This is a genomic window from Lacticaseibacillus sp. YLM2-1, assembly GCF_056583465.1.
In genome coordinates, this window is sequence record NZ_JBWOEE010000003.1 from 21,528 (window position 1) to 43,979 (window position 22,452).

The window sequence follows — 22,452 nt, forward strand, 5'->3', positions numbered from 1 at the left end:
TTAAACGTGCAATATGATATTTACAAAGATGGACAGCAAACAAAGACAGTTAAAGAAACAAGTGCCGTCATAACAGGACTCGAACCGGATAATAAGTATACATTGGCCGTAACAGCCGATAATGGCGTTAGTGTGAGCAAACAGTCAACTATCGCTATCCGAACCGCTGCCAGCGATGGATCAATTCGCTTAAGTATACCGCTGGAACTTGAGACCAATGCGACTGTACCGCTTCACTATCAAACTGACAGTTTGGGTCTTAACCATATCGGCACAGAGCCGGAGGGTATGTTTGGCGGTGGCAATGATAAGAGCGTTTCTGGAAAAGTAATCAGTAGTGGTACCGATGAGAGCATGATTGCGATTGCAGGTGAGGCGCTGACATTCGTCAAAACCGGTGCCTTTCAAAAAATGCAGAATGGCAATTATCACATCATTGACGGTAAATGTACATTGGAATTGCGCGCTGAAGATCTTGCTGTGGTGACGAAGAAGGAGTGATAAAATGGCACTTATTAATATCGAAAATGGCATGCAAAACAGCGTCGAAGCACTGCAAAACAACTTCACGATGTTGCAAACTGAGATTGATGAACTTAAAGATAATGTAGTCGATCTTAAATCCGCACAAACTATCGAAGGCGTCAAAACGTTCGATACGATTCCGCAATATAAAGATAGCGGCCGGTTTTTGCCAACAGTAGATACGGGCTGGCTTCAAGATGGACTTAAGTTTGGCAGCAATATTGATAGCGTTCAAGAATTGCGTTATCGCGTCTTGTCTGTGGGAACTTTTCAGGCCCTGAGTTTTGCCATTCACTTTAAAATTAAGCAGGCACTTTTAAGTGGCAAGTGGGGCAGCGATGATACGGCAATTTTTTATCTACCTAATCAGCTAAAAGTTCCCGGATATATTCCGCAAAGGTTTTTGGCAACGAAGGTAGACGTGTTTCAACCATCACTAGTGTTGAGGACTATGAATACGACTGACAATGGTTTACTTTTCTTTGAAGGATTCATTGATGCTTCGACGGAGGCAACGCAGTATTCTGATGGCAGCGAATTCTTTGCCAGTGGCACCATTCAATTGAGTGATCGAGGGTTGTGATATGTTTACAAAAACACAGCATGTTGCCAAGCGACGCCCCATTACTGACAAGCTAGGCGTCATGGCTTGGCAAGAAGACGCGGATCTTGACATGCAACTAAAGTCAGCGCAAAAAATGGGTCTAAAGTACATGAGGTTCAATCTTGAAATTGCACCTGATTATGTAACTGGCACCAAAAATTTTGACCCAGCGCAGTTCGATTCAGCACTGACGTCTGCGCTTAAACTAGATTTTAACCTGATTGTTAACATTTATTCGTTGCCTTGGAGCAATTGGCCGTCAAACGCAGACGATCCTACAACTCACTCTCGCTTTACGCCGGATGAACTGGCTAACTTCAAAGAAATTTGTCAAACCTTGGTTATGCGATATGCCAACCAAAATATTCTTTGGGAAGGTTTCAACGAGGCAAACGGTGGCTTCTGGTCAAACGATGGCAACGCTGCAAGTACACGGGAAGACACGATGCGGGCATGGGTTGACTTTGACAAGTGGTTTGGTCAACTGGTCAAGAATCATGACCCGACTGGCACTTATGCAACATTATCTAGCACCGGATATCTCAATTACCGCGATGCTGAGGGTCACAGTACCCACGACATGGTGATTTATGCTGATAAATTTGGCCTGTTTGATCTAAACGCTGATTTGGTTAGCTTCCACCCCTATATTATGCAGGCGGTCAATGGCGGACGACCAGAGATTCTGTTGCGAGATTCACTGATGCGGGATATGCCGCCATCTGCACAAGGCAAACCAATCATCAGCACTGAGTTTGGCTTTTCTCGTTCTGAGTATGGCGATGAGACTTATAAGTGGCAAGGTTATTGGGACTGGGAAAGCGCGGCTAATTTGACTGTTCGGGAAATCTTAGTTCAAGATTTGCTCGATTTTCCAATCATCTCGTTGTATGCCTTGAAAGCGGGCAAGAACTACTCAATCCTGAATCAGGATTGTACCCCAAATCTTGTTGGTCAGGCAGTCGCAAACTTGATTGGGACCTTAAGTGGTTACACACTAGCAGAACGGATTCAAGTCTCGAAAGACAGCGAGTTGATGAATGAGGTATATTGTCTGCGGTATTCAAAGCCGGATGAAGTGGACATCTTAGTGTACTGGACGCCTGTATTTTATCCGCAAAATTTTGAAGTGAATATTGCCGGCAAGACGATCACCTTAAAAGGGTTGCCAGCAGTCCAGTATCTAAAATTGATATAAAAAATCGCAGACGCTTAGGCGTCTTTTTTTGGCACAGAAAGGAAGGTAAACATGACAAATTTAGACAAAATCTTTACTGGCATGAAAGAAGGCCCAGAAGTAATTCAGAAGAACTTTGATATTTTGGCAGCAAATGATGAAGGATCAGCTGAATACCGGCACGTAATGTCACCAAACATTACGGGGGCTATCAGTGATGGACTAATCATTTTCTATCGCAAAGGTAACATTGTTCAGGCTTTGGTTAAGGTTCAAATCACGAAGGCTTTATCTTGGGATACTATCATTAACCAGTTCCCGGCAGGGTATACCGTGGGCGAAAATGCACAGGGCGTGCTGGGGAGCACGGGATTACGTGGATCTTTTATGACTATCTACATTGAAAACGGGGCTCTAAAAGGATTGACTAACACTGACGTACCCGATGGCAAATACGACTTTGGTGGGTTTCTGACGTATCGAACGATTGATGATCCGCCAACTGGAGAACGCGTTTTATATTAATCAGTGTGAGGAGGCAAAGGAAAATGTTAGCAATGTTTAAATTGAACGATGATCGAACCATTATGGTAAAAGGAATAGCCGATGCGACACGGCGTAAAGCTGGAGAAATCACTGATGACGGTCTGAATGTATGTGAGGTGCCCGAGGCGGATTTTCAAGCAGCTGTTATTGGGCACACAAAATTAATCAATGGCCGCTTGGTGGCGGATGCAAACTATGAGCCCGTGCAGCCAGTGTCCAATCCATCGGCTGACGATCTTATCCATGCCGAATTGGCTAAGCAGGTAGCAAACTTAACTGTTTCGAATGCAAGTTTGGCTAAACAAGTTGCAACTCTCGTCGCGGCAAAAAACAATGAGGCCAAAGCATGAAGCTGAAAGGAATTACTTTAGCTTTACTGCTTTGAGCAGGCTGGGTGAGATTTTGCCTGATGATCAGAACACTAAGTGGCAAGTAGAGCTACAACGATTGAAGAAATTTTATGATCGAAATTTTCCAGACGCTTAGGCGTCTTTTTTAATATCGTCAGTCATTTCAAGGAGGTTAACACGATGGATGAACTAAAGAATATGGTGATCAGTTATTTCAATATGGGAATTTACACTAAGGATGACTTGCCACTTTTCGTGAGTGTCGGCTGGATTAGCCAAGCGGAAGTGGATGAGCTTCTTAAGCAAGTCGCCAGTAAAAGCTAGCGGCTATTTTTGTGGAAGGAAGTGATGACAATGCTAAATAAAATCAGAGATCACCCGACACACGCAGCACTCGCCATTGGCATGGTTGCCATTGGCTTTTTTCTAATCATCCCTAGATTGCATAATTAAAGTTACCACCCAGAAAATGTGAAAAAAGACCTGTCCGTTCTTGCTAAAATGGTGTTTGCATAACATACCATCTAGAGAGAAGGACAGGTCCCATGGCCATTATAACCTTAATTGAACGATCTCAGATAGAACTGATGCAACACCACACGATTCAATACATCGCCGCGACCTTAGGCCGCTCTCGTATTTCTATTAGGCATGAGCTTCACCGTTGCCCTGAAGGTGATTACTGCGCCATTATAGCTCAGGATCATGCCGATACTTGTCGGCATCGTTGTGGTCGGCACTCGATTTTAACGCCTAAGTTGAAGCGGATGGTAACTGAGAAGCTAAACCTAGGTTGGTCCCCTGAAATGGTCGGTTATGCCGTTCACTGTGCGCCACACACGATTTACCACTGGATTTATCAAAGACAAGTCGATTTTCAGCCAAGCCAACTCTTTGATCACGGTAAACGTCATAAAAGAAGACAAGACCTTCGGTCGCGCTATAACCAAGCAGTAGGCACCTCAATTGAGATTCGCAGTGAGTCAGCTAATCGGCGAACCGAAAAAGGACATTTAGAGATGGATACAGTTCGCGGTGGTCGCGGGTCAAAGGCTGCTGTTTTGACCATTGTCGATCGGGTGACACGTTTAATGGCGACAACTAAGCTTGAAAACTTATCACAAAATGCTGTTCTCAAGGGATTTGCAAGACTGATGGTGGACTTTCCGGGTCCGGTTCGATCAGTGACGGTTGATCACGGTAAAGAGTTTTCCTGCGATCAGGCGCTTACAAAGCGCTATCGGATACCGGTTTACTTTTGCCACGCCTATCACCCGAATGAACGGGGCACAAATGAACGGTTCAATCGAGAACTTCGCTACTATTTCCCGAAGGGAACACAGTTTGATCAGGTTTCAGAGACCGATATTCAACAAGCCACAGCGCTTATCAATAACAAACCTAGAAAATGTCTCCGTTGGCAAACCCCAGTTCAAGCAGTGAGCAAGCCTCTTTCTAGGTGGTAACTTTATTATTGCAATCTAGGCATCAACGACTATTATTTCATCTGGCCCCCGCACTATTCTGACTGGCTAAACGATGACATTGTGGGGTTTTTGTTTGTAATTGATGGACTCGGGATTGGGGGTTGGGTGTTATGGGAAGAACAGCCGGCAACAATCAATCGTCTGTTACTCACAACTACCAGTTTCTTGATGTCATTCTTGACAATACTACAATTCCTGACATCAATCTCAACTGGAATCTACACAAGTTGGATCAGCAATGCGATCATAACAGCCTTCGTGCTGATTCTGGCACGAAGGAGTGATAGCCGTGACAGCAGCGATAACTAAAATCATTGTCGATTCTACTCCATACATTGCAACCATCGTTCCAACGCTTATTGCTTATCTGACCTACCGCGAGGGTAAACGGAAGAACAGGCATGATGAGCTTGAGGACATGAACGACAGATTACGCGCAGATAATGACCGTTTGAGACGTGAAAATGAGCGCCTCAGAAAGGAAAACAATCATGAATAATTGGACAGAACTTTTAGTATCACTCGCAGTAGCAGCAATCCCGATCATTGGGGCTTGGATCTCAAAACAATTGCTTGCTAACAAGCAGGCACTCACCTTGGTAAAGGTATTAGGCCCATTGGCAAACGCAGCCGTAACTGCGGCAGAACAGCTCGGTGTGACACAGGCGATTGACGGTGCGGTTAAGAAATCGACTGCCATTCAAGCAGTTAAAGATGGTTTGAAATCGCTTGGTTTCACCAGCACAGACGAGCAGACAATTGCCAACGCGGTTGAAAAAGCTTTTGCGGACTTGAAAGATAGCCTAGCAGAAACCTATCCACAAAAGACAGTTGATCAGGAAGCATCTAATCAAGACAAAGTAGCGGCCGCAGCTCAAGCTGCCGCAGACGCAGTTAAGGCTCAGCTGGCACCATCATCTGTTGCTCCACAGCAATAAGGAGGGCACCATGAAATTTAAAACTAAACTCATCACTTTGGTAGTCGCCTTCTTGGCGGCTATTTCTTTTGCCCTGCCATCACAGGTCAATGCGGCTAAGGGAGACATCGGTGTGGACTGGGCAGTTTATCAGGGAGCCAACGGGAAATATGGCACGAATAACAATTTCGCGATCATTCAGGCTGGCGGTACACAAGGCGGTACGCTGTATGATCAATGGACGTATGCAAGCCAAGTCAAGGCAGCACAGGCGAATGGACTCAAAGCCCATACTTATCTGTGGTACGGGGTCGGTGGCAGTGCTGATATTGGTCGACAGGCACTTGACTACTTCCTTCCCAAGATTCTAACGCCGAAAGGTTCTATTGTTGCTCTTGATTATGAGGACGGTGCCTCATCAAGTATGGCTGCCAATACCGATGCCATTCTATATGGTATGCGGCGCATTGCGCAGGCGGGATATACGCCAATGTATTACAGCTACAAGCCGTATACACTGGCACACGTTGACTATCAGCGCATTCTAGCGGAGTTTCCCAATTCACTGTGGATCGCGGCCTATCCGGACTATCAGATTCGGGCATTGCCAGATTATGGTGTATTCCCGTCAATGCCCGGCATTGCGCTCTACCAATTTACTTCTATGCATGCGGCAGGTGGTCTTGATGGCAACGTTGACTTGCTTGGCGTAACCGATAATGGCTACAGTCAACAACCTGTCGCGCCATCAAAGCCCGCAACACCATCGCAACCGTCTACTTCAACAGCGGCCAGTGATGTCGACTATGCGCAAACTGGTGTTTTCAAGCCGTCCGCGACTGTTAACATCCGCACTGGTGCCGGCACCGGATATGCATCCGTTGGTAGCTATGCACCCGGTGAAAGTGTGATTTATGATCACGTGTATATCCGTGGCACATATGTTTGGGCACGTTATCTCAGCTACTCAGGCAGGTATCATTATGTTGCCTTGGGCGTAAATGGTGGTGAGAGCTATGGTTCGCGCAGTTCAAATGTGCAAACCTATGCGCACACGTACTACACAGTCCGCTCTGGTGATAGCTTCTGGAGTATTGCCAGAAAGTATGGCATCAGTATGTACACACTGGCCGCTAACAACGGCAAGTCAATCTACAGCCTGATTTATCCGGGCGAAAGCCTATACATCAGGTAACAAAAATGCCTCCTACCAGCAATGGCGGGAGGTTTATTTTTGTGCACAAAATATGCACAAAAAGTTGTTTTCTACTATTATATATACGTTTGTTTTCGCCCTTACTCTCCGTTTTTATGCTTCTAGATGCTTTCTATAGCTTCCCGGAATGCTGTTATAAAGGCATTCCGGGATTTTTGTTTCCTTTTATTTTCGGTTGTTTTTTTCATCATGTGCACAAAATGTGCACAAGCTAAAGCCTCGAAAGTGCTTGTAGCGTCTGGGATACCTGCTCTTTTCTTTGATCTTCAAGAAGATGAGCGTAGACTTTTTGAGTGATCATTGTATTGGCATGCCCAAGTCTTTTTGAAATATAGTTAATGTCAACGTGATTGGCAATCAAATAGGAAACGTGAGTGTGTCTAAGCCCATGGAAAGTAATCGCGGGGGAAATGTCGAGAGTCTTCTCGATCGTCCTTAGATCCTTATTAATTGCCGTGCTCGATAGCATGTTATGCCGTATGCTGCGAAATAATAGTTGTTTGCTATCACGATATGCCTGAACAAGGTAGACCTCTTGCTGTTCTTTCTTGAGACGTAAAAGCAAGTCTGCAAGTTCTCTCGTGATGTCGATGTCACGTACACTTGATTTGTTCTTAGTAGCAGCAAAGCCGCTGCCATATCTGTGATCCCACGTTCTGGTAATGTGCACAACGCGCTTTTTAAGATCAACACGATCCCACGTGAGCCCAAGAACTTCAGAATACCTAGCTCCGGTCAGTGCCCCGGTTGCGATGATGTAGTAAGCAATATGCTCGTAGTCGGCAAATTCTAGGCAGTAATTGACGAGCTTGCGCAAATCCTTTACTTGCAAATATTTGATGATTCCTGCTTGGCCTTCATTACCAGTGAGGACAACGTTATGAGTGAAGTTAGTATATATTATTTGGTCATCGACGGCAGAATCAGCCATTGAGCGAACATATCCATTCAATTTGCTGACTGTATCTTTAGCCCTTTTTTTGCCAAACTCATTGATAAATGCCTGCCAGTCTGATTTTGAAATTGATTTTAGTTCACGGCTTTCGCCCCAATAGGCTAATAACTGTTTACGAATTGTTTTATACCGAGCTTCAGTGATACGAGAATGCTTACCAGATTTGTACAGCTCAATCCATTTGTCCCAGTAGTCGATTAACGTTATCTTGTTAAGATCCAAATTTGCACCGCGATTATGCTGACGTTCGACTTCGATTGCCGCTATATCAGCAGCTTTTTTTGAGGGGAAGCCACCCTTGTTGACATACTTGCGTGTTCCATCATTATCCTTGTAAGAGACACGATATTGCCATTTTTTGCCACGTTTACTAATGCTGGCCATCATTTACACCTCCTTGTGCTATAATACAGACGGGTGCTATTGCACCCACCACGCAGTCACGTTCTTTTAGGCGTCTACCCATTCGGTGGGGTAGGCGCTTTTTATTTTGTATCCAGCCCCACTCTCCGGCTTGCACGGGGACGCCGCTTGCGTGGGGGAAGGACTTTTTTGTGTATTATCAATTATCATGATTGTAGTTTCTTATCGTTTTGTGAATGAGACGGATGGCATTCCTCCGATAATCACGGTGTCACCCTTTTTCAAATTGACGTTTACCTTTGGCACCTGACCAGCGGATGAATCGGATCCTAAAACTTCATTGATGTCTGTGCCAAATAGATTCTTAGGTTGAACAAAGAAGTTACCGGATGCGCCTGCTGCTGGGGACACCGTATATTTGCCTTTCTTGATATCCCTACCAACAGTCCAATATCCCGTGCCGAGGCTGCTGGTATTTTTCTTATTACGCGATGTTACGGGCACAAAGTGTGCTGATGTCATGCCGGAAATCTCAACCTGGTCGCCTTTTTTAAAGGTGGCTGTTACGGCAGATGTGGTTGCAGACTCATCTGATCCCAAAATCTCATTGACGTCTTGTCCGTTTGATTTCTTCGGCTGGTTGAGAAAGTTACCCGTGCCTGAAGTAGAACTGACCGTGTATCGCCCAGACTTGAGCTCCTCTCCAACGGTATATGTGCCAGGAATCAATGTTGCCTCAGCGGCTTTAGCTTGTGCCAGAGTCGGAGGAGTGATGAATATGGCGATTGCAGCTACCAAAACTGTGCCCAGCACCAGCAAAAAATGTTGTACTGACAATTTCTTTTTCATAATGAATCCCTCCAAAAAATTCAGCTTTTAACGTCGATCAGGGTTTGGACGTAAGATTGCCATATGGTTCAGCTTGTGTTGAGGAAAAAACTACAGTCCCAGAAGCTGCTTCTTTTTAGCATTGAACTCTTGTTCATTAATAATGCCATCATCTAAAAGAGACTTATATTTTCTAAGTTCATCTGGAGTATCCAACTTTGAAAATGATTGAACGCTTGTTGAGGGGGATAACTTGATGTCCATAATCAATTCGTTTATCAGGTCTGATGCTTTTCTAAAGTCATCGAATAAATTGCTGTTTAAAGATATTGTGTTTGGAGATTTAGCAGGATCAGTTTTTGAGTCAGTAGACCAATAATTTCGTGGTAGATTTTGAACTCCTCCCGCTGCTACTTCAAAGTATCCAGTCAATAAATGAGTATCAACTTCGACGTTTGTGATGTTTGCAATCGGCATTTTAAATCGGTTCTGGCCGACAAAATGACCGGTCATAAAGCCTGACTTAAAAATGTAAAGATATGACCTTGTCACAATCAAATATTCTTTGAATGCGCCTTTAAGAGCTATAAGTACCTCCTCGTTAGATTCCCAGTCGCGAGCTATGGCTATCTGCAACTTGCCAATTTCATTTGGTTGAATTAAAGCGTTGGTTGATAGTTGAAATGACGTTTTATTTTCGCTTGTTAAATATTCTTTCCCTGAACGGCCACTTTCTAAAATCTCTTTGAATCTATCAATTGTGAGCTGTTGTCCATATTTAGTTGCTTCTAGCGTACTAAAGCCCGCTTGTTTCCAGTGTGGTACGCATACCCAAATACCATCGCTTAGCTCAACCTTCCCAGTAAAAGACTCAATTTTAATGCCATCCACACCGCAAGTGCAAGCCATATTTCTCCCTCCAAAAAATTCAGCTTTTAACGTCGATCAGGGCTTGGACGTAAGATTATTTGAATGCGTATGATCCGACAACTTTACCAATCACTTCAATATTGTCTGTGTCGTCAGCGTAGAAGTCCGGGTAGATACGTTCGCCAGTTTCTTCATCTACGTCATCGTTCAATGACCGAAGGCACAGACGATCTTGCTCGAATATCAGTTTTTTGATGAATGTCATGTCATCAATATCAACTACCGCGATCATGCCGTTAGTAACATCTTGTGTTTTTTGAACAAAGACAAACTCACCATCATCATAGGTAGGATGCATACTGTCGCCGACAACTTTAAAACAGTAATCGTAGTGAGACGGAATAGCACTGTCTGGAATCTTAACTGTGTCCATTGGTTCATCGCGATCATCATTAAAGGCACCATATCCAGCGGCCACAATACCATCAACCTCAACATTGAACTCTGGTTCATCGAGATTACGTTCTACACGCGCTTCATCTAAGCTGACAACGTTGTCGGGGTTCTGCTGCTCATTGAGCTGCTTTTCCGCGTACGTGTAAACTTTTTGCTGACGTTCGGGGTGGAGTTGAACCACCGTGTCATGAATCTTGTCCACAACGGTGTCAGCTTTCAGACCCATTAAAACTTCTGGTTTAATATCGAGGGCATTCGCTACCTTTGCAACTACTTCAATTGGAACCTTTTCGATGTCTCCTTTTTCATATCGAAAAACCGTTGATCTAGAGACACCAATTTTGGCGGCAAGAGAATCTGCGCTAATGCCTTTTTGTTTACGAATAGTTTTCATTCGTTCTCCAACGTTCATATGTGGCACCTCCTGTATGGCTACAATTATAAACCGACGTCGCAAATTTGCAACAACAAAAGTCGCATATTTGCGATTTTTATATTGACACTTGCTTATAAGCGATTTATGCTTAGTTCATCAAGTCGCAGGAATGCGACAGAAAGGAGAATCATATATGGTTAATGTGAATTTGGATCGTTTAAAGGGACTTATGACAGAACGACACGTCACTCAAGATTCTCTAGCTTTAGCATTAGGGATCGCAAGAAGCACATTATTTCGGAAAATGCAGCGGGGTGGAAAAGACTTCACGGCACAAGAAATATTCAAAATGATGCAATTCATCCCTCTTAGCGATCAGGAAGCAATTGATATTTTTTTAAAGAAAAAAGTCGCAATAACGCGACCTAAGGGGATGACGGTATGAACGAACTACAACTATTTCAGTTCGAAGATAACCAAATTCGGACTGTCAGCTCCAACGGCATTATCTGGTTTTCAGCACCGGATGTTACGAATGCGCTGAAACTAACAAACACAACGGTAGCGTTGAAATCATTAGACGGCGATGAGGTGACTAAGTTTAACTTAGGGGGCTTATCAGGCGAGACCAATTTCATCAGCGAACCGGGGCTATACAAACTGATTGGTGCTAGTCGAAAACCAGCGGCCAAACGTTTTAACCGTTGGGTAACGCATGAAGTTCTCCCATCAATCCGCAAGCATGGTGCTTATATGACGCCTGAAACGATTGAGAAGGCCATCTATAATCCAGACTTCATTATCGATCTGGCAACGCAGCTAAAGGACGAACAAGCCAAAACAGCGGCACTTAAGGCTGATAACGAAACAATGAAACCTAAAGCACTGTTTGCAGACGCAGTAGCCACCAGCCACACAAGCATTCTCATCGGTGACTTAGCCAAGCTCATCCGCCAGAACGGTGTGGATATTGGCCAGAATAGGCTGTTCGCTTGGCTGCGGGAACACGGATACCTGATTGGCAGTGGAGATCGCCGCAACATGCCGACACAACGGGCAATGGACTTAGGCCTGTTCGATATCAAGGAACGCACATTCCAGAACCCAGATGGCAGCGTGCGAATCACCAAGACGACCAAGGTAACCGGAAAAGGCCAGCAGTATTTTATCAACAAGTTTCTACAAAAGGGGATGACAGTATGAACGAACGCAACACAAAAAAGCAAGCACCTTATGAACAAGAGATGTTTGCACAAATAGCATTGAGCTTGATCGCTAGCATGAGCGAATTGTCGCTCGATCAAGAAGAAGCAGTTCTGAAAACCGCTTTGTCACTCATTGGGCGTTAGAATCCAAACTCTCCATTAAGAAGCGGAAATAGTTATGGCTGTAAAAAGCTAAGGAGGCAATCACAGGAAAGGAGGAAATGCCATGCCACTGTTGCAGGTTGTTGAAGATGATCAGATTTCAAGCAAAAAGTATTTAGCGGTCGATGAAGAGGAACTGGCAAAGATGATCGAGGAGAACCAAGAACTCAAACGCAAGCTAGCAGCACGAGGAATGTGGACGCTCACCACCGCAACAAGCTATGTCGAAGGACATAACAACACGTGGGTAGTTAACAATATCTTGAACGTCCCACGCTTCCACAAGTTCTTGCAAGATACCGTGGTTTCATATCCACCGCCTGGCAAAAAGGGGTATCTGTTTCATCCGAAACCATGGCTCGACTTCTTAGACAAATGGTTCCCAGAGATTTCAAGGTCACTTAGAGAGAAGGACAAATAATGATTGGTTATTTACTAATTGCTGGTGGCTTTGGCGTGATCATTGGTCACTGCTTAGGCCACAGCGGAAATTGGAGGCAGTGGATTGAATGAAGCAGAACGTACCATTGGTGATTTGCTAAACGAACACAACAAAATGACGTTAGACATTATTCGCGGCAACCACACACCAATTGCAAAGATGCTGCTTGCCGAGAACGAGAAGCTACGTGCTCGACTAGCAAAACTAAGGGGATGACGTGATGACCAATGAGGAATACGAACGAATTCTAGCCGAAGCGAACCGTCAGATCGCCAAATATCACAAGGTTGCCACTGACTATGGGCCGAACAACACAGACCCTCATCAAACGTATGCGATGGGTCAAGAAGATGGCGCACACGCAATCCTATTTATTATCAAACAAGTCATGAAAAAAGCCGCTGGTATGCAGACCAACGACTGATAGAAAGGAAATTCATAATGCAAAATAACACATTGTCACTTACTGACTTCAAAGTTGATTATAAGCCATCGGTGCTGACTCTACAACATGCAGACGAGCTTGCGGCCAATATCAAGCTATATGCCGAAAAATACCGTGGAATTGTAATCACTGAAGGAACTTTGAAAGAGGCGAAAGCGTCTCGTTCTGACTTGCGCAAGTTGTCAAAAGCGCTTAATGACAAACGTATTGAAATAAAACGCGAATACAACAAACCATACGATGCGTTCAAATCCGTCATTGATGGCATGATTAGCGATATTTCAGCGGTTGAAACAGCCATCAACGATGGAATCAAAGAACAAGAACGATTAGACGCCGAACAACGCAAAGAGCAAGTACTTGATGACATTACAGAAATTGCACAGTCACGTGGGATTAACCTGAAAGACATTGAGTTCAACGACAAGTGGCTCAACAAAAGCCTAAGTAAGCTTGAACGCACGCGGCAAATCGGAGATGCAGCTGATTATATTGTCAAACAGCGTGCAGATCTTGAAGCAGCCAAGAAGGCCGTTACCAAATATGCAGAAGCCACGGGCTTAGATGCTGGTGGGTGGGTTGCACAGATTGATCAAGGGGCTTCACAGCTAGACGTTATGGCTCGCATTGATGCCTATGTTGAGCGGCAAAAGCGTGAGGCTGAACAAGCTAAGAAACGTGCCGAAGCACAAGCCGCGATTGATGCACTCCATCAGAAAAAGATCGGTGACAAAGTTGTCGACACTAATACCGGTGAAGTGGTTAAAAAGCCAGAAATAAAGCACTACGGATTCGAGGTTGTTGGCACTTTTGATGAAGCTAAAAGTGTAGCAGATTTCATGACAAAACAAGGCATTGAATTTATCAGTATGGAGGGTAAATGATGCGCACATCAGAGGATATAAACGAGATTGCGAAGGCAATCAACGCATTCAGGCAAGTTGTCAAGCAACCGACAAAAGATGGTGACAACCCGTTTCTAAAGTCTCGTTACGTTCAGCTTGAGGGTGTTGTGGATGCAATCGACCGCGCACTACCTGATACGGGGCTAGCATACACACAAGATGTGGTTAGCGAAGGAAACCAGGTGAGCGTGACAACTTTGATTTTCCACACTAGTGGCCAATTTATTGAGCTGGGGCCGCTGTCTGTTCCTGTTACAAAGAACGATGCTCAAGCGTTCGGATCTGCTGAGACATATGCACGTCGATACTCACTATCAGCAGCATTCGGCATCACATCAGAGCTTGATGATGATGACGGTACTGCGGCCGGAGTTAATCCACCAAAGGCTCAACCTAAGCGGACTACTAAGCCAAATGGTAGCCTCGATCACGCTACAGTCAAAGTAATTAAAGAACTCATTATGCAGCAGTTTAACAAAATGCCGAAGGTCAGCAAAAACGGTGATCCCAAGCCGAAGACGGTGAATGAACTGGCCGAAATATGGATTGGGTTAGCCAATGCCAAGTTTGGCAGCAAGGCAACAAGCATCGAAACATTAACTCCGAGTGCGGCTGCTGGCATAAAAAGCTTGCTTGAGAACGAAATTAAGAAACTAGCAGGTGTCGTAAATGAAAATCAACGGCAGGCTCGATAAGTTGTCAGGCAATAAAATTACCATCACCGCTGATAGCTCTGTGAGCTTGTATGTACTGTCTAAGATTGCCGCGGGTAAACTACCGTCAGTTGAGTTAGAAGTCGAAGACGGGCGTCATATAAGCCCAGATCAACGCAAAAAGATATTTGCTCTGATGCATGACATATCAGACTGGAACGGTGACACGGTTGACATGATCGAATGCCTCATGAAGTCGTATACACGTGAGATTTTTGCAATTGAACCATATTCACTGAGTGACTGTTCGATGACAACTGCCAGCAACATGATCTACACGATCTTAGAGTTTTGCTTCCGCAACGATGTTCCATTTAAGACGAAGACGTGGGACATGATACCCAACGACTATGCACGCCAATGGTTCTGCCTCCGTTTCCGAAAGTGCGTTATCTGCGGACGCCCTGCTGACTTGGCACATTACGAGGCGGTTGGCATGGGGCGCAATCGTAACAAGATTGACGAGAGCCAATATCACTACATGTCCCTTTGCCGCATTCATCATGGCGAACAGCACACGATTGGCCTCATGTCGTTTATCCAAAAGTATCACATTAAGCCAATCAAACTGGTGGCTGACGAACTTAAACGAATTCAACCACATTACAAAACAAGTACCGAATAAAAGGAGACTAAAAAATGCTTAATTCAGTTGCTTTAACAGGCCGATTAACCAGAGATGTTGATTTGCGTTACACACAAAGCGGAACAGCGGTTGGTTCATTTACGATTGCTGTTGATCGCCAATTTCGTAGCGCAAATGGCAACCGCGAGACTGACTTCATCAGTTGTGCTATCTGGACCAAGTCAGCTGAGAACCTCGCTAAGTTCACACATAAAGGTTCACTTGTTGGCATCGAAGGCCATATCCAAACGCGCACGTATGATAACGCGCAAGGGCAGAAAGTATTCGTGACCGAGGTAATCGTTGAGAATTTCGCCTTGCTTGAGCCACGGCAGACGTCTCAGGAAAGCCAACAACGATCGGCTAATAACCCAGCGGCCGCAAGCCAAGGCAACAGGTTTGCTAACAATAGCCAACCAGTCGATATCAGCGATGATGATCTTCCATTCTGATTTGAGGTGATTACATGGCAGACGGAGGATGGATAAAAGTATACCGAAAAATACGCCAGTCCTTCGTATGGACTGACGCGAATCAGCTAAAGCTTTGGCTGCTGATTTTGATGAAAGCAAATCATGCTCCTAGCAAGTTCTTATTCAACGGTCAAGAAGTATCCGTGACAAGCGGAGAACTGGTGACAGGAGCCCACGCGTTGGCGTTTGAGATGAATGATGGTGTGCGACGTGACAATCAAGTGTCATGGCGTCAGGTGTGGAGATGGGTTAATAAATTTGAAAACAGCGGAATGCTGACAATCAAATCAAACACTAAATATAGCGTCATATCAATATCTAAGTGGTGTGACTATCAGGACAATGACAATCAAGTGTCAATCAAACGTCAATCAACTGTCAATCAAGTGTCAACAAACAAGAAGGAAGAGAAGGAGAAGAATGAAAAGAAAGAAGATAGTCAGCAATCACGCAAGCGTGAATATGCTGACGACTCTCCTGAAATGATTGAAGCTGTCTATCTCTGGGAAAAGATCAAAGGAAACAATCCAGAACACCGGAAACCAAACTTGCAGTCATGGGCTGATGACGTTCGTAAGATGCACGAGTTGGATCACCGTTCGTTTGAGAAGATTCATAAGATGATTGACTGGTGTCAGTTCAATCCATTCTGGCAAGCAAACATTCTAAGCGCGGCAAAACTGCGATCTAAATTTGACATGATGGCGGCACAGGCCAACCGCAACTACACCGCAAACCGGATTAACCCGAACAGACCTAGAAAGGAAAACTGGGGATATGGAGAAGACTAAAGGCATGTTTACTCATCGTGACATTCAAGAAATCATTGACAAGCGAGGAATGGACGTTAGCAAGCTGCCAACTCAGGCCGAGATTGAACGACGCTTCTACGAACGCTCTATGGCCGCATTGAACCGTAAAAAGGCACGTGCCATTTATCGCTACTCAGTCTTCCCCGGAAACGTTCCGGCCAAGTTTACGTTCGAAAAATGGCAGCCTGAACTACAAACGGATCAGCAAAGCTCTAGGAATCTGGGGAATCGTGCATACAAGCTGACTAAGCAAATGGTGGAAGTACCTAAGAACGTGGTTCTGTTTGGACCGCGTGGAACAGGAAAGACATCCCTTGCTTTGGCGATGCTGACGAGTCTACGAGATGAAGGCCAGTCAGGGCTGTTTATTTCAACAGCAGAGCTGAGTAACCTAATGAGCTTGCAATACGATGCACCAGACGTTCGCCAGCGTTTAGCGGGCATTGAGCGCGCAATGAAAGAGGCTGACGTGCTGTTGTTGGACGACTTCGGGACAGAAGGCGGTATGAAGCTCGACATTAAGCCAGTGAGACGTGACATGCAAGAGCTGATGTATCGCGTTGCAAATGCCCGCCTTGATTTTGAGAGCAACAGTCCTCGTCTATCAACAATTATCACAACGAACAACGAGATGAGCGAGCTTGAGCATATGTACAACAGCAAACTAATCAGCCGAATTATTCCAAAATCAAAAGACTGCACATTGAACTTTGAAAAGTTAACGGACGTAAGGGGGAAAAGACTGTGACAGCTGAAGAAATGACAAATAGATATTTGCAACGCTTGGATAAACGATTGTGGGCCTATGAAATGGCCTTGAATCAAACGATAGCGGACATTGAGAGCGATTATGATCAAGGTTGCCTAAACGTTACTGAAGCACAGTGGCAAGACATCATCGTGCTTGTTGGGGGCATTGTGCAGGCTAACACACGCATGATTCATGAAGCATCAGATAGCATATATGCCGATGGTGAAGTTTCGGATAGCTTGCTTAAGTTAATTAAACTAGCTAATCACTTCGCAACGCTTGACTTTTCAGAAACGCCACTAATTAAGCAGGAGGCAAAGGCATGATTGGACACCAGAGCAATACTAACAACGAAGACCAAGATTGGGCACGCGAGAGGCTTCGCAACTTTATTGATGTTCATCCTAGCCTTCCTGTATACCGTTTTGCCTTGATTGCAGGCGTGAGTCGCATCACGATTGCTAGTTTTCTTAGTGGCAAAGAGGTAATGAGGATCACACTTAAAAAGATAGCTAAAGCCATGGAGATATCGCCAGAAAAGCTAAAACAGCCAATTAGCGAGCAAGAATACATCGAGTTACGTCAGGAGGATAAGTAATGGCACAAGTAACAGTGCGGGTTTACAAACAGGGAGACAAAGTGTGGCGCGATTTCAAGGCTGAATTGCGAAAGCGATACGAAAACGCAGTTAAGCTAGATATCTCAAAAAGCGAAGCATTCTCAAAAATTGAGAAGCAAGAGTTCAACAACCGGATTGTTGTATCAAAGAAAGCGATTGTCGAAAAACATGCGGTATCCGGTGTTGATAATCGAGACATGCCGTCAGTGGCACTGATCAGCAGCATCAAGGCTGTAAACAAACGTGGGGAAGCTAACCGTAAAAAGTATGCAGTACAAGTTGCTGAGGCGGCAAGCAAGAGCAAAACACTAACAGAGGTTGCAAAACGTGTTGGAAAGTCACGGTCATTTATTTTAGCTGTCGCTGAAGATTTCCAGATCAAGTTGCCCCGCCGCAACAAAGGCCATGAAGAGATTGCGAGTCGTTAGCCATGGTTGTTCGCAAGAGACGCAGAGGCAAGTACAATGCGCAGCCAGTCGTAATTGATGGCATTCGATTTGCAAGCAAAGCAGAGGGCGCCTACTACATGCTGATACGCAACAAGCCACAGAAGGTAACGATTCAAGAATCGTTTGAAATTTTGTCGGCATTCAAGATCAATGGAAAACGTTATTCAGCACGCGTATACACACCCGACTACTGCTTTTATGACGGTAACGAATTGACAAAAGTTGTTGATGTTAAAGGCGGAGACGCTACATTGACCACCGATGCTAGGCTTCGAATGCTGCTGTTCATGATCAGGTACAAGATACCGGTCACGATTGCTAGATATGACTATCACACAGGACTATTCACGGAAGAACAGCTTTAGGAGGACGACCAATGAAAACAGGAGACGACACGTTCGATGACATCTATATCAGCAAAGAGACTAGCAAGGTTGTAGGCGTCATGTACGAAGATGTGGACTACAAGCTAGTGCCCGTAGAACCAAAGCAAAAAAAGATGAATTACGAAGAAGCACTAAAACGTGCAGAAAAGCTGCTTTCTATGGGCGATTATGTGGACGGTAACGTAAACGAATATGCCAATCTGAAAGCTGTGGCACTTGTTAAGAATATTTACGGGAGAGAGGACGAAAAATGAGCGAAGCAAAGTGCGAGCTCTACAACGACCACTTTCAGAACTTTAAGCGATACGGTATTCCAAAGGCACAGCTTGTGATTGCTGACATTCCTTACAACATTGGGAACAACGCCTACGGGTCAAACCCAACTTGGTATGTTGGTGGGAACGACAAAAATGGCACTAGCAGTAAGGCTGGCAAGACGTTCTTCGATACAGACGTTGATTTCCGCGTTGCCGAGTTCATGCATTTTTGCAGTCACATGCTAGTCAAAGAACCAAAAGAGCGCGGAAAGGCACCAGCAATGATCGTGTTTTGCGCATTCCAACAGATGCAGATGGTTATCGAATATGGGGAGAAATACGGGTTCCAACACAGTTTTCCGCTGATATTCATCAAAAACCAGTCGGCACAGGCTCTGAAAGCCAACATGAGGATCGTGGGCGCTACCGAGTACGCCGTGGTCTTATACCGCGACAAGTTACCGAAGTTCAACAATGATGGGCAGATGGTATTCAACTGGTTCCGGTGGGATACGGACAGTACCTATCCTAAGATTCATCCCACACAGAAGCCTATCCCAGTGCTGAAAAGACTGATCGAGCTGTTCACCGATCAGGGTGACGTTGTGATCGATCCGTGTGCTGGTAGTGGATCTACGCTAAGAGCGGCTGCGGAACTAGGCAGATCTTGTTTTGGGTTTGAAATTAAGAAGGATATGTACAGGCTGGCAAAAGAGAAAATGCTCAGCACCATGTCTTTGGCGCTTTTGTAAGGAGGACGAAAAATGAGCGAAGAAAAACTGTACGCAGTAAAGAACGATGAAGGTAAATACTGGGACTTTGATACTTCCGGTTTCTGTGTACCGCACATCTCAGGTTGCCTTACAACGCATAGTAAGAAACAGGCTGAAATAGTGGCTGATGAGCAGGGTGGCCACGTTGTCACGTTCGTTGAGGAGCCTTACAAGGAAGTTCTAAGTGAAGAACAAGCCAAAATCGTTGAAAAAGCGCTTACCGCAAATTTTAGGTTTCCGGATACCTTTATCTCTGATAAAAGTGATCCAGACAATGATGACCAAGGGGTGCTTATGAACGCTTATGTCAACGGCTACACCGTGGCAAAGGAGAAGAAGTACAAAGTAAGGGTTCCCGAAACTCAAACAAGTTATTACTACAAGGGCAGTGACGGACACGTTCATGCAAGTGACACTTCTGGAGGCCTTGATAATGAATTTTCAGACTATGAGCTTCAACAGTATGGACTAGACGGTGAACGATTCACGAAAGAAGAGGTGACTGACGATGGCATGGGTTGTTAGAGGCGAAGAAGCCGGTATCATTGACTATTACTTTGACAACTTGTCTAAGCGCCACAAGGCCGTTATTGGAGACTTCGCGGTAACAATGGGAGATCCTCTTTATCGCTTCAAGAGTGAGGCAGAAGCAGAAACAATTGCCATGAATGTTTATTACGATGACGAAGACATGTATCCGTACGAGGTGACTGACGATGAATAAACAAGAAGTGAACCTAAAAAGTGGTGGACGAGCTTGTTACTTCGTGGCCAAGGTGTCTGATTTTGGGAATGCACACCGTGTGTCGCCTATCTACTTCAACCGTGAGCGAGCAGTTCTTCAACTTAATTACTTAAAAAAGAAGAACGCTGATGATTCCTATGCAATGTTCGAAACTACCGGCTGGAGGTGTGCACTATGAGCAATGAGACGAAGCGGGACGTGTTCGAGGACGCATTGGACGCATATGACGATTCAAGGCCGTATCCCCACCCAGGCTATGACTCACCGGCGAAGCTTTTAGATCGTTACAATGCTGCCTTGCCAGATGATCTGCCGGTGATACCAGAAGGTGTATCAGATTTACTTGTGACACAAAAGCAATACCATTTGCCCCTATCAAATGTACTTGGACTTGTTCATGAACTGAGCGTTGTGTGCCAGCAACCAGGTAATCCTAGTTTAAACTGGGTAGCTAACCATGAATACACATTCGCCCGTGCATGGGTGCTAGGTGTCTGGCGCGTTGAGGAAACCGGCGAAATCGTGAAATTGGAGGCGGAGAAATGAACTTTCCTAAGACTAGATACTTTAAGGCAACTGGAAATTTCAAGGCAGAAGGCCGCATTTACCTTAAAGACAAAATCTACCCTGCATATTTGATGGAAGATACACCCGGGTATGGTAAAGCAGCACGATTTTACGATCTATCGGCTGAAAATGGCCAGTTCAACTTTGGCAACAATTTGCTTGATGAATTGCCATATGAGTGGGACGTGATTGAGGTCGACGAGAAAGGCGATGAGATCTAGGAATGAAAATTAAAATCAAGCACGCCATTGCCTATGTTCTTTTAGTGTCTTGGGCAGGATTAATCATTTACGGATTTGCCATTTTCCTTTGGAATTGGATCATTAAGCCTTTTATCGAATTCGGGATAGCTAAATCATTGACTATCTTGATCTTCGTAATTGGCGCAGGGACAGTTGTATGGTTCGTTTTTTGGTCAGGTGAAAAGCTGGTCAAGTGGTTACTAAAAGAATAGAGGCGGAGAAATGAAACGAGAGATTAAGTTCAGGGAGAATCCGGAGCTATTGGAGGGAAAGCAATGATTGCCGTCATGCTGCTAATCTCAGGTGCTGCAATGTGGATGTGGGCTAACTGGAAAACTAAGTAGTAGGAGGTGAATAATTTGGACAGCAAACGAGCATTGGCCGAAAACCTTAGGAAGAATATATACGATCTGAACATGACACAAGCCAAATATGCAAAAGAGATCGGAATACCCATCACCACGCTTGAATATGTAATCTCTGGGAAGGGTAGTGTTTCACTTAACACCTTAGATAAAATCGCATATAGAGCTGGGATTGATCCATGGGAGCTCATTCGGCCTTCTGAAAGCAAATAAAAAAGCGCGCCTGATTAGGGACGCGCCGGAGGCCAGTGTGTAAATTGAACCAGAGTAATAGTCATTTTGGAGTGGGCCTCCGAAGACAGTATAACAAAAGCGCACCACGAAGGCACGCCTGACAATTAATTATCCGCAAAATAATTATACCATAAGGGGTGGACGCAGTGGTGCGAGCAACGAGATATTTTAGCCCAATTGATCATGACAAAACAATTGAAAACGCCAAAGAGGTCTTGGGGAACTACTGGCATCACAAGCGGCTCGCTCAACGCACCAAAATAGCGCTCAGAAGTCCCGTGATGGACGGCATGCCCAAGTCACCTAGCTATGGCAACAAAGCCGAGGAAAAGCTCGTATCGCACGCTGACGAGCTGTACTATATAGCGTGCTGTGAAGGTGCTATCGAATCCATAGAGGACGAAGACTACCGAACCATTTTAGTTGAGAGTTATCTGACTCCAAAGACGACACGTAAATCCAGCATTCAGTTAGCTAATCGCTTGCATGTTGACCGAACGACCCTTTGGCGACAAACACAAGAAGCTCTCTATGCTTTTGCTGAAATATGTCCGCTAGTGAAACTAGATGCAACATCCGTGCAACAATGATGCAACAAAAAACACGCTTTTC

The 22,452-nt window shown here is 44.9% G+C and carries 40 protein-coding genes and 1 pseudogene; 37 read left to right on the forward strand and 4 right to left on the reverse strand.

The annotated features are described in order from the left end of the window. The first annotated feature begins 6 nt into the window (after nucleotides 1-6). The 11 genes and pseudogenes from AC07KQ_RS14705 to AC07KQ_RS14755 all read left to right on the forward strand — a co-directional run bounded on the left by AC07KQ_RS14705 (nucleotide 7) and on the right by AC07KQ_RS14755 (nucleotide 6,801). The gene (locus AC07KQ_RS14705; protein ID WP_480156681.1) at nucleotides 7-501 is read left to right on the forward strand and encodes a hypothetical protein; all 495 of its coding nucleotides are present in this window, start codon (nucleotides 7-9) and stop codon (nucleotides 499-501) included. Between the two features lie 4 nt (nucleotides 502-505). Beyond that, on the forward strand, nucleotides 506-1,108 hold the full coding sequence (locus AC07KQ_RS14710; protein WP_480156646.1) for a hypothetical protein: 603 nt from the start codon (nucleotides 506-508) through the stop codon (nucleotides 1,106-1,108). Nucleotide 1,109: 1 nt separating this feature from the next. Further along, nucleotides 1,110-2,327, forward strand: coding sequence for a glycoside hydrolase 5 family protein (locus AC07KQ_RS14715; RefSeq protein ID WP_289420799.1), 1,218 nt, complete (start codon nucleotides 1,110-1,112; stop codon nucleotides 2,325-2,327). Between the two features lie 51 nt (nucleotides 2,328-2,378). Further along, entirely contained in the window at nucleotides 2,379-2,831 is a 453-nt protein-coding gene (locus AC07KQ_RS14720) for a hypothetical protein (RefSeq protein ID WP_289420797.1), read from the forward strand. Nucleotides 2,832-2,854: 23 nt separating this feature from the next. Then, nucleotides 2,855-3,202 carry a hypothetical protein gene (locus AC07KQ_RS14725; protein WP_289420796.1) on the forward strand — a complete coding sequence of 116 codons (348 nt, stop codon included), beginning with the start codon at nucleotides 2,855-2,857 and terminating at the stop codon, nucleotides 3,200-3,202. A gap of 180 nt (nucleotides 3,203-3,382) precedes the next feature. Then, the gene (locus AC07KQ_RS14730) at nucleotides 3,383-3,526 is read left to right on the forward strand and encodes an XkdX family protein (RefSeq protein WP_480156647.1); all 144 of its coding nucleotides are present in this window, start codon (nucleotides 3,383-3,385) and stop codon (nucleotides 3,524-3,526) included. A gap of 221 nt (nucleotides 3,527-3,747) precedes the next feature. Further along, a complete protein-coding gene (locus AC07KQ_RS14735) occupies nucleotides 3,748-4,668 on the forward strand; it encodes an IS30 family transposase (protein WP_003574021.1) in 921 nt (306 codons plus the stop codon). A 21-nt stretch (nucleotides 4,669-4,689) separates the two neighbouring features. Then, nucleotides 4,690-4,998 (forward strand): annotated as a pseudogene (locus AC07KQ_RS14740) (hypothetical protein); the annotation flags it as partial. Beyond that, a complete protein-coding gene (locus tag AC07KQ_RS14745; protein WP_045136928.1) occupies nucleotides 4,979-5,188 on the forward strand; it encodes a hypothetical protein in 210 nt (69 codons plus the stop codon). The pseudogene AC07KQ_RS14740 and the gene AC07KQ_RS14745, both read left to right, overlap by 20 nt. Further along, on the forward strand, nucleotides 5,181-5,627 hold the full coding sequence (locus AC07KQ_RS14750) for a phage holin (protein WP_048488439.1): 447 nt from the start codon (nucleotides 5,181-5,183) through the stop codon (nucleotides 5,625-5,627). Before AC07KQ_RS14745 ends, AC07KQ_RS14750 begins: the two co-directional genes overlap by 8 nt. 10 nt (nucleotides 5,628-5,637) lie before the next feature. Further along, nucleotides 5,638-6,801 carry a GH25 family lysozyme gene (locus AC07KQ_RS14755; protein WP_289420793.1) on the forward strand — a complete coding sequence of 388 codons (1,164 nt, stop codon included), beginning with the start codon at nucleotides 5,638-5,640 and terminating at the stop codon, nucleotides 6,799-6,801. Nucleotides 6,802-7,033: 232 nt separating this feature from the next. Here the strand turns inward: AC07KQ_RS14755 and AC07KQ_RS14760 are convergent, their stop codons facing one another. From AC07KQ_RS14760 to AC07KQ_RS14775, 4 genes are all read right to left on the reverse strand, one after another. Continuing rightward, complete coding sequence (locus AC07KQ_RS14760) at nucleotides 7,034-8,161, reverse strand: tyrosine-type recombinase/integrase (RefSeq protein WP_480156682.1); 1,128 nt, start codon at nucleotides 8,159-8,161, stop codon at nucleotides 7,034-7,036. A 201-nt stretch (nucleotides 8,162-8,362) separates the two neighbouring features. Further along, the gene (locus AC07KQ_RS14765; protein ID WP_480156648.1) at nucleotides 8,363-8,989 is read right to left on the reverse strand and encodes a hypothetical protein; all 627 of its coding nucleotides are present in this window, start codon (nucleotides 8,987-8,989) and stop codon (nucleotides 8,363-8,365) included. A gap of 90 nt (nucleotides 8,990-9,079) precedes the next feature. Beyond that, nucleotides 9,080-9,877 (reverse strand): SHOCT domain-containing protein, encoded by a 798-nt coding sequence (locus AC07KQ_RS14770; protein WP_480156649.1) that lies wholly within the window; start codon nucleotides 9,875-9,877, stop codon nucleotides 9,080-9,082. Nucleotides 9,878-9,932: 55 nt separating this feature from the next. After that, nucleotides 9,933-10,706, reverse strand: a complete 774-nt coding sequence (locus AC07KQ_RS14775) for an XRE family transcriptional regulator (RefSeq protein ID WP_289441936.1) — start codon at nucleotides 10,704-10,706, stop codon at nucleotides 9,933-9,935. Nucleotides 10,707-10,863: 157 nt separating this feature from the next. Between AC07KQ_RS14775 and AC07KQ_RS14780 the strand changes: the two genes are divergently transcribed. The 26 genes from AC07KQ_RS14780 to AC07KQ_RS14905 all read left to right on the forward strand — a co-directional run bounded on the left by AC07KQ_RS14780 (nucleotide 10,864) and on the right by AC07KQ_RS14905 (nucleotide 22,430). Continuing rightward, entirely contained in the window at nucleotides 10,864-11,115 is a 252-nt protein-coding gene (locus AC07KQ_RS14780; protein WP_016366000.1) for a helix-turn-helix domain-containing protein, read from the forward strand. Then, on the forward strand, nucleotides 11,112-11,873 hold the full coding sequence (locus tag AC07KQ_RS14785; protein ID WP_480156650.1) for a phage antirepressor KilAC domain-containing protein: 762 nt from the start codon (nucleotides 11,112-11,114) through the stop codon (nucleotides 11,871-11,873). The genes AC07KQ_RS14780 and AC07KQ_RS14785 overlap by 4 nt, the downstream gene beginning before the upstream one ends. Beyond that, nucleotides 11,870-12,019, forward strand: a complete 150-nt coding sequence (locus AC07KQ_RS14790) for a hypothetical protein (RefSeq protein ID WP_223602938.1) — start codon at nucleotides 11,870-11,872, stop codon at nucleotides 12,017-12,019. The genes AC07KQ_RS14785 and AC07KQ_RS14790 overlap by 4 nt, the downstream gene beginning before the upstream one ends. 82 nt (nucleotides 12,020-12,101) lie before the next feature. Beyond that, nucleotides 12,102-12,458 carry a DUF771 domain-containing protein gene (locus tag AC07KQ_RS14795; protein ID WP_096772519.1) on the forward strand — a complete coding sequence of 119 codons (357 nt, stop codon included), beginning with the start codon at nucleotides 12,102-12,104 and terminating at the stop codon, nucleotides 12,456-12,458. Between the two features lie 84 nt (nucleotides 12,459-12,542). Next, complete coding sequence (locus AC07KQ_RS14800) at nucleotides 12,543-12,695, forward strand: hypothetical protein (protein ID WP_480156651.1); 153 nt, start codon at nucleotides 12,543-12,545, stop codon at nucleotides 12,693-12,695. A gap of 4 nt (nucleotides 12,696-12,699) precedes the next feature. Then, on the forward strand, nucleotides 12,700-12,903 hold the full coding sequence (locus tag AC07KQ_RS14805) for a hypothetical protein (protein WP_480156652.1): 204 nt from the start codon (nucleotides 12,700-12,702) through the stop codon (nucleotides 12,901-12,903). Between the two features lie 17 nt (nucleotides 12,904-12,920). Beyond that, on the forward strand, nucleotides 12,921-13,808 hold the full coding sequence (locus AC07KQ_RS14810; RefSeq protein ID WP_480156653.1) for a DUF1351 domain-containing protein: 888 nt from the start codon (nucleotides 12,921-12,923) through the stop codon (nucleotides 13,806-13,808). Beyond that, the gene (locus AC07KQ_RS14815) at nucleotides 13,808-14,524 is read left to right on the forward strand and encodes an ERF family protein (RefSeq protein WP_480156654.1); all 717 of its coding nucleotides are present in this window, start codon (nucleotides 13,808-13,810) and stop codon (nucleotides 14,522-14,524) included. Before AC07KQ_RS14810 ends, AC07KQ_RS14815 begins: the two co-directional genes overlap by 1 nt. Beyond that, nucleotides 14,499-15,167 carry a putative HNHc nuclease gene (locus AC07KQ_RS14820; protein ID WP_480156655.1) on the forward strand — a complete coding sequence of 223 codons (669 nt, stop codon included), beginning with the start codon at nucleotides 14,499-14,501 and terminating at the stop codon, nucleotides 15,165-15,167. Before AC07KQ_RS14815 ends, AC07KQ_RS14820 begins: the two co-directional genes overlap by 26 nt. A 14-nt stretch (nucleotides 15,168-15,181) precedes the next feature. Next, nucleotides 15,182-15,619 carry a single-stranded DNA-binding protein gene (ssb, locus tag AC07KQ_RS14825; RefSeq protein ID WP_480156656.1) on the forward strand — a complete coding sequence of 146 codons (438 nt, stop codon included), beginning with the start codon at nucleotides 15,182-15,184 and terminating at the stop codon, nucleotides 15,617-15,619. A gap of 14 nt (nucleotides 15,620-15,633) precedes the next feature. Beyond that, nucleotides 15,634-16,431: a replication protein gene (locus AC07KQ_RS14830; protein ID WP_480156657.1), complete on the forward strand. Its 798-nt coding sequence runs from the start codon at nucleotides 15,634-15,636 to the stop codon at nucleotides 16,429-16,431. Further along, complete coding sequence (locus tag AC07KQ_RS14835) at nucleotides 16,418-17,200, forward strand: ATP-binding protein (RefSeq protein ID WP_480156658.1); 783 nt, start codon at nucleotides 16,418-16,420, stop codon at nucleotides 17,198-17,200. Before AC07KQ_RS14830 ends, AC07KQ_RS14835 begins: the two co-directional genes overlap by 14 nt. Continuing rightward, nucleotides 17,197-17,529, forward strand: a complete 333-nt coding sequence (locus AC07KQ_RS14840) for a hypothetical protein (protein WP_480156659.1) — start codon at nucleotides 17,197-17,199, stop codon at nucleotides 17,527-17,529. The genes AC07KQ_RS14835 and AC07KQ_RS14840 overlap by 4 nt, the downstream gene beginning before the upstream one ends. Next, the gene (locus AC07KQ_RS14845) at nucleotides 17,526-17,801 is read left to right on the forward strand and encodes a helix-turn-helix domain-containing protein (protein ID WP_480156660.1); all 276 of its coding nucleotides are present in this window, start codon (nucleotides 17,526-17,528) and stop codon (nucleotides 17,799-17,801) included. Before AC07KQ_RS14840 ends, AC07KQ_RS14845 begins: the two co-directional genes overlap by 4 nt. Then, nucleotides 17,801-18,250 carry a hypothetical protein gene (locus AC07KQ_RS14850; RefSeq protein WP_480156661.1) on the forward strand — a complete coding sequence of 150 codons (450 nt, stop codon included), beginning with the start codon at nucleotides 17,801-17,803 and terminating at the stop codon, nucleotides 18,248-18,250. Before AC07KQ_RS14845 ends, AC07KQ_RS14850 begins: the two co-directional genes overlap by 1 nt. A gap of 2 nt (nucleotides 18,251-18,252) precedes the next feature. Next, nucleotides 18,253-18,636 (forward strand): DUF1064 domain-containing protein, encoded by a 384-nt coding sequence (locus AC07KQ_RS14855; protein WP_480156662.1) that lies wholly within the window; start codon nucleotides 18,253-18,255, stop codon nucleotides 18,634-18,636. 11 nt (nucleotides 18,637-18,647) lie between these two features. Next, nucleotides 18,648-18,911, forward strand: coding sequence for a hypothetical protein (locus tag AC07KQ_RS14860; RefSeq protein WP_480156663.1), 264 nt, complete (start codon nucleotides 18,648-18,650; stop codon nucleotides 18,909-18,911). Then, nucleotides 18,908-19,666 (forward strand): DNA-methyltransferase, encoded by a 759-nt coding sequence (locus AC07KQ_RS14865; RefSeq protein WP_015992521.1) that lies wholly within the window; start codon nucleotides 18,908-18,910, stop codon nucleotides 19,664-19,666. Before AC07KQ_RS14860 ends, AC07KQ_RS14865 begins: the two co-directional genes overlap by 4 nt. A 12-nt stretch (nucleotides 19,667-19,678) precedes the next feature. After that, the gene (locus tag AC07KQ_RS14870; RefSeq protein ID WP_480156664.1) at nucleotides 19,679-20,212 is read left to right on the forward strand and encodes a DUF1642 domain-containing protein; all 534 of its coding nucleotides are present in this window, start codon (nucleotides 19,679-19,681) and stop codon (nucleotides 20,210-20,212) included. Then, nucleotides 20,196-20,411 carry a hypothetical protein gene (locus AC07KQ_RS14875; protein ID WP_015992523.1) on the forward strand — a complete coding sequence of 72 codons (216 nt, stop codon included), beginning with the start codon at nucleotides 20,196-20,198 and terminating at the stop codon, nucleotides 20,409-20,411. The genes AC07KQ_RS14870 and AC07KQ_RS14875 overlap by 17 nt, the downstream gene beginning before the upstream one ends. Continuing rightward, nucleotides 20,404-20,610: a hypothetical protein gene (locus tag AC07KQ_RS14880; protein WP_015992524.1), complete on the forward strand. Its 207-nt coding sequence runs from the start codon at nucleotides 20,404-20,406 to the stop codon at nucleotides 20,608-20,610. The genes AC07KQ_RS14875 and AC07KQ_RS14880 overlap by 8 nt, the downstream gene beginning before the upstream one ends. Then, complete coding sequence (locus AC07KQ_RS14885) at nucleotides 20,607-20,978, forward strand: hypothetical protein (protein WP_480156665.1); 372 nt, start codon at nucleotides 20,607-20,609, stop codon at nucleotides 20,976-20,978. The genes AC07KQ_RS14880 and AC07KQ_RS14885 overlap by 4 nt, the downstream gene beginning before the upstream one ends. After that, a complete protein-coding gene (locus AC07KQ_RS14890) occupies nucleotides 20,975-21,220 on the forward strand; it encodes a hypothetical protein (RefSeq protein WP_016385959.1) in 246 nt (81 codons plus the stop codon). Before AC07KQ_RS14885 ends, AC07KQ_RS14890 begins: the two co-directional genes overlap by 4 nt. A gap of 2 nt (nucleotides 21,221-21,222) precedes the next feature. Beyond that, a complete protein-coding gene (locus AC07KQ_RS14895) occupies nucleotides 21,223-21,453 on the forward strand; it encodes a hypothetical protein (protein ID WP_289421085.1) in 231 nt (76 codons plus the stop codon). Nucleotides 21,454-21,600: 147 nt separating this feature from the next. After that, a complete protein-coding gene (locus tag AC07KQ_RS14900) occupies nucleotides 21,601-21,819 on the forward strand; it encodes a helix-turn-helix domain-containing protein (protein WP_480156666.1) in 219 nt (72 codons plus the stop codon). 167 nt (nucleotides 21,820-21,986) lie between these two features. After that, complete coding sequence (locus AC07KQ_RS14905; RefSeq protein WP_480156667.1) at nucleotides 21,987-22,430, forward strand: ArpU family phage packaging/lysis transcriptional regulator; 444 nt, start codon at nucleotides 21,987-21,989, stop codon at nucleotides 22,428-22,430. Nucleotides 22,431-22,452 lie beyond the last annotated feature (22 nt).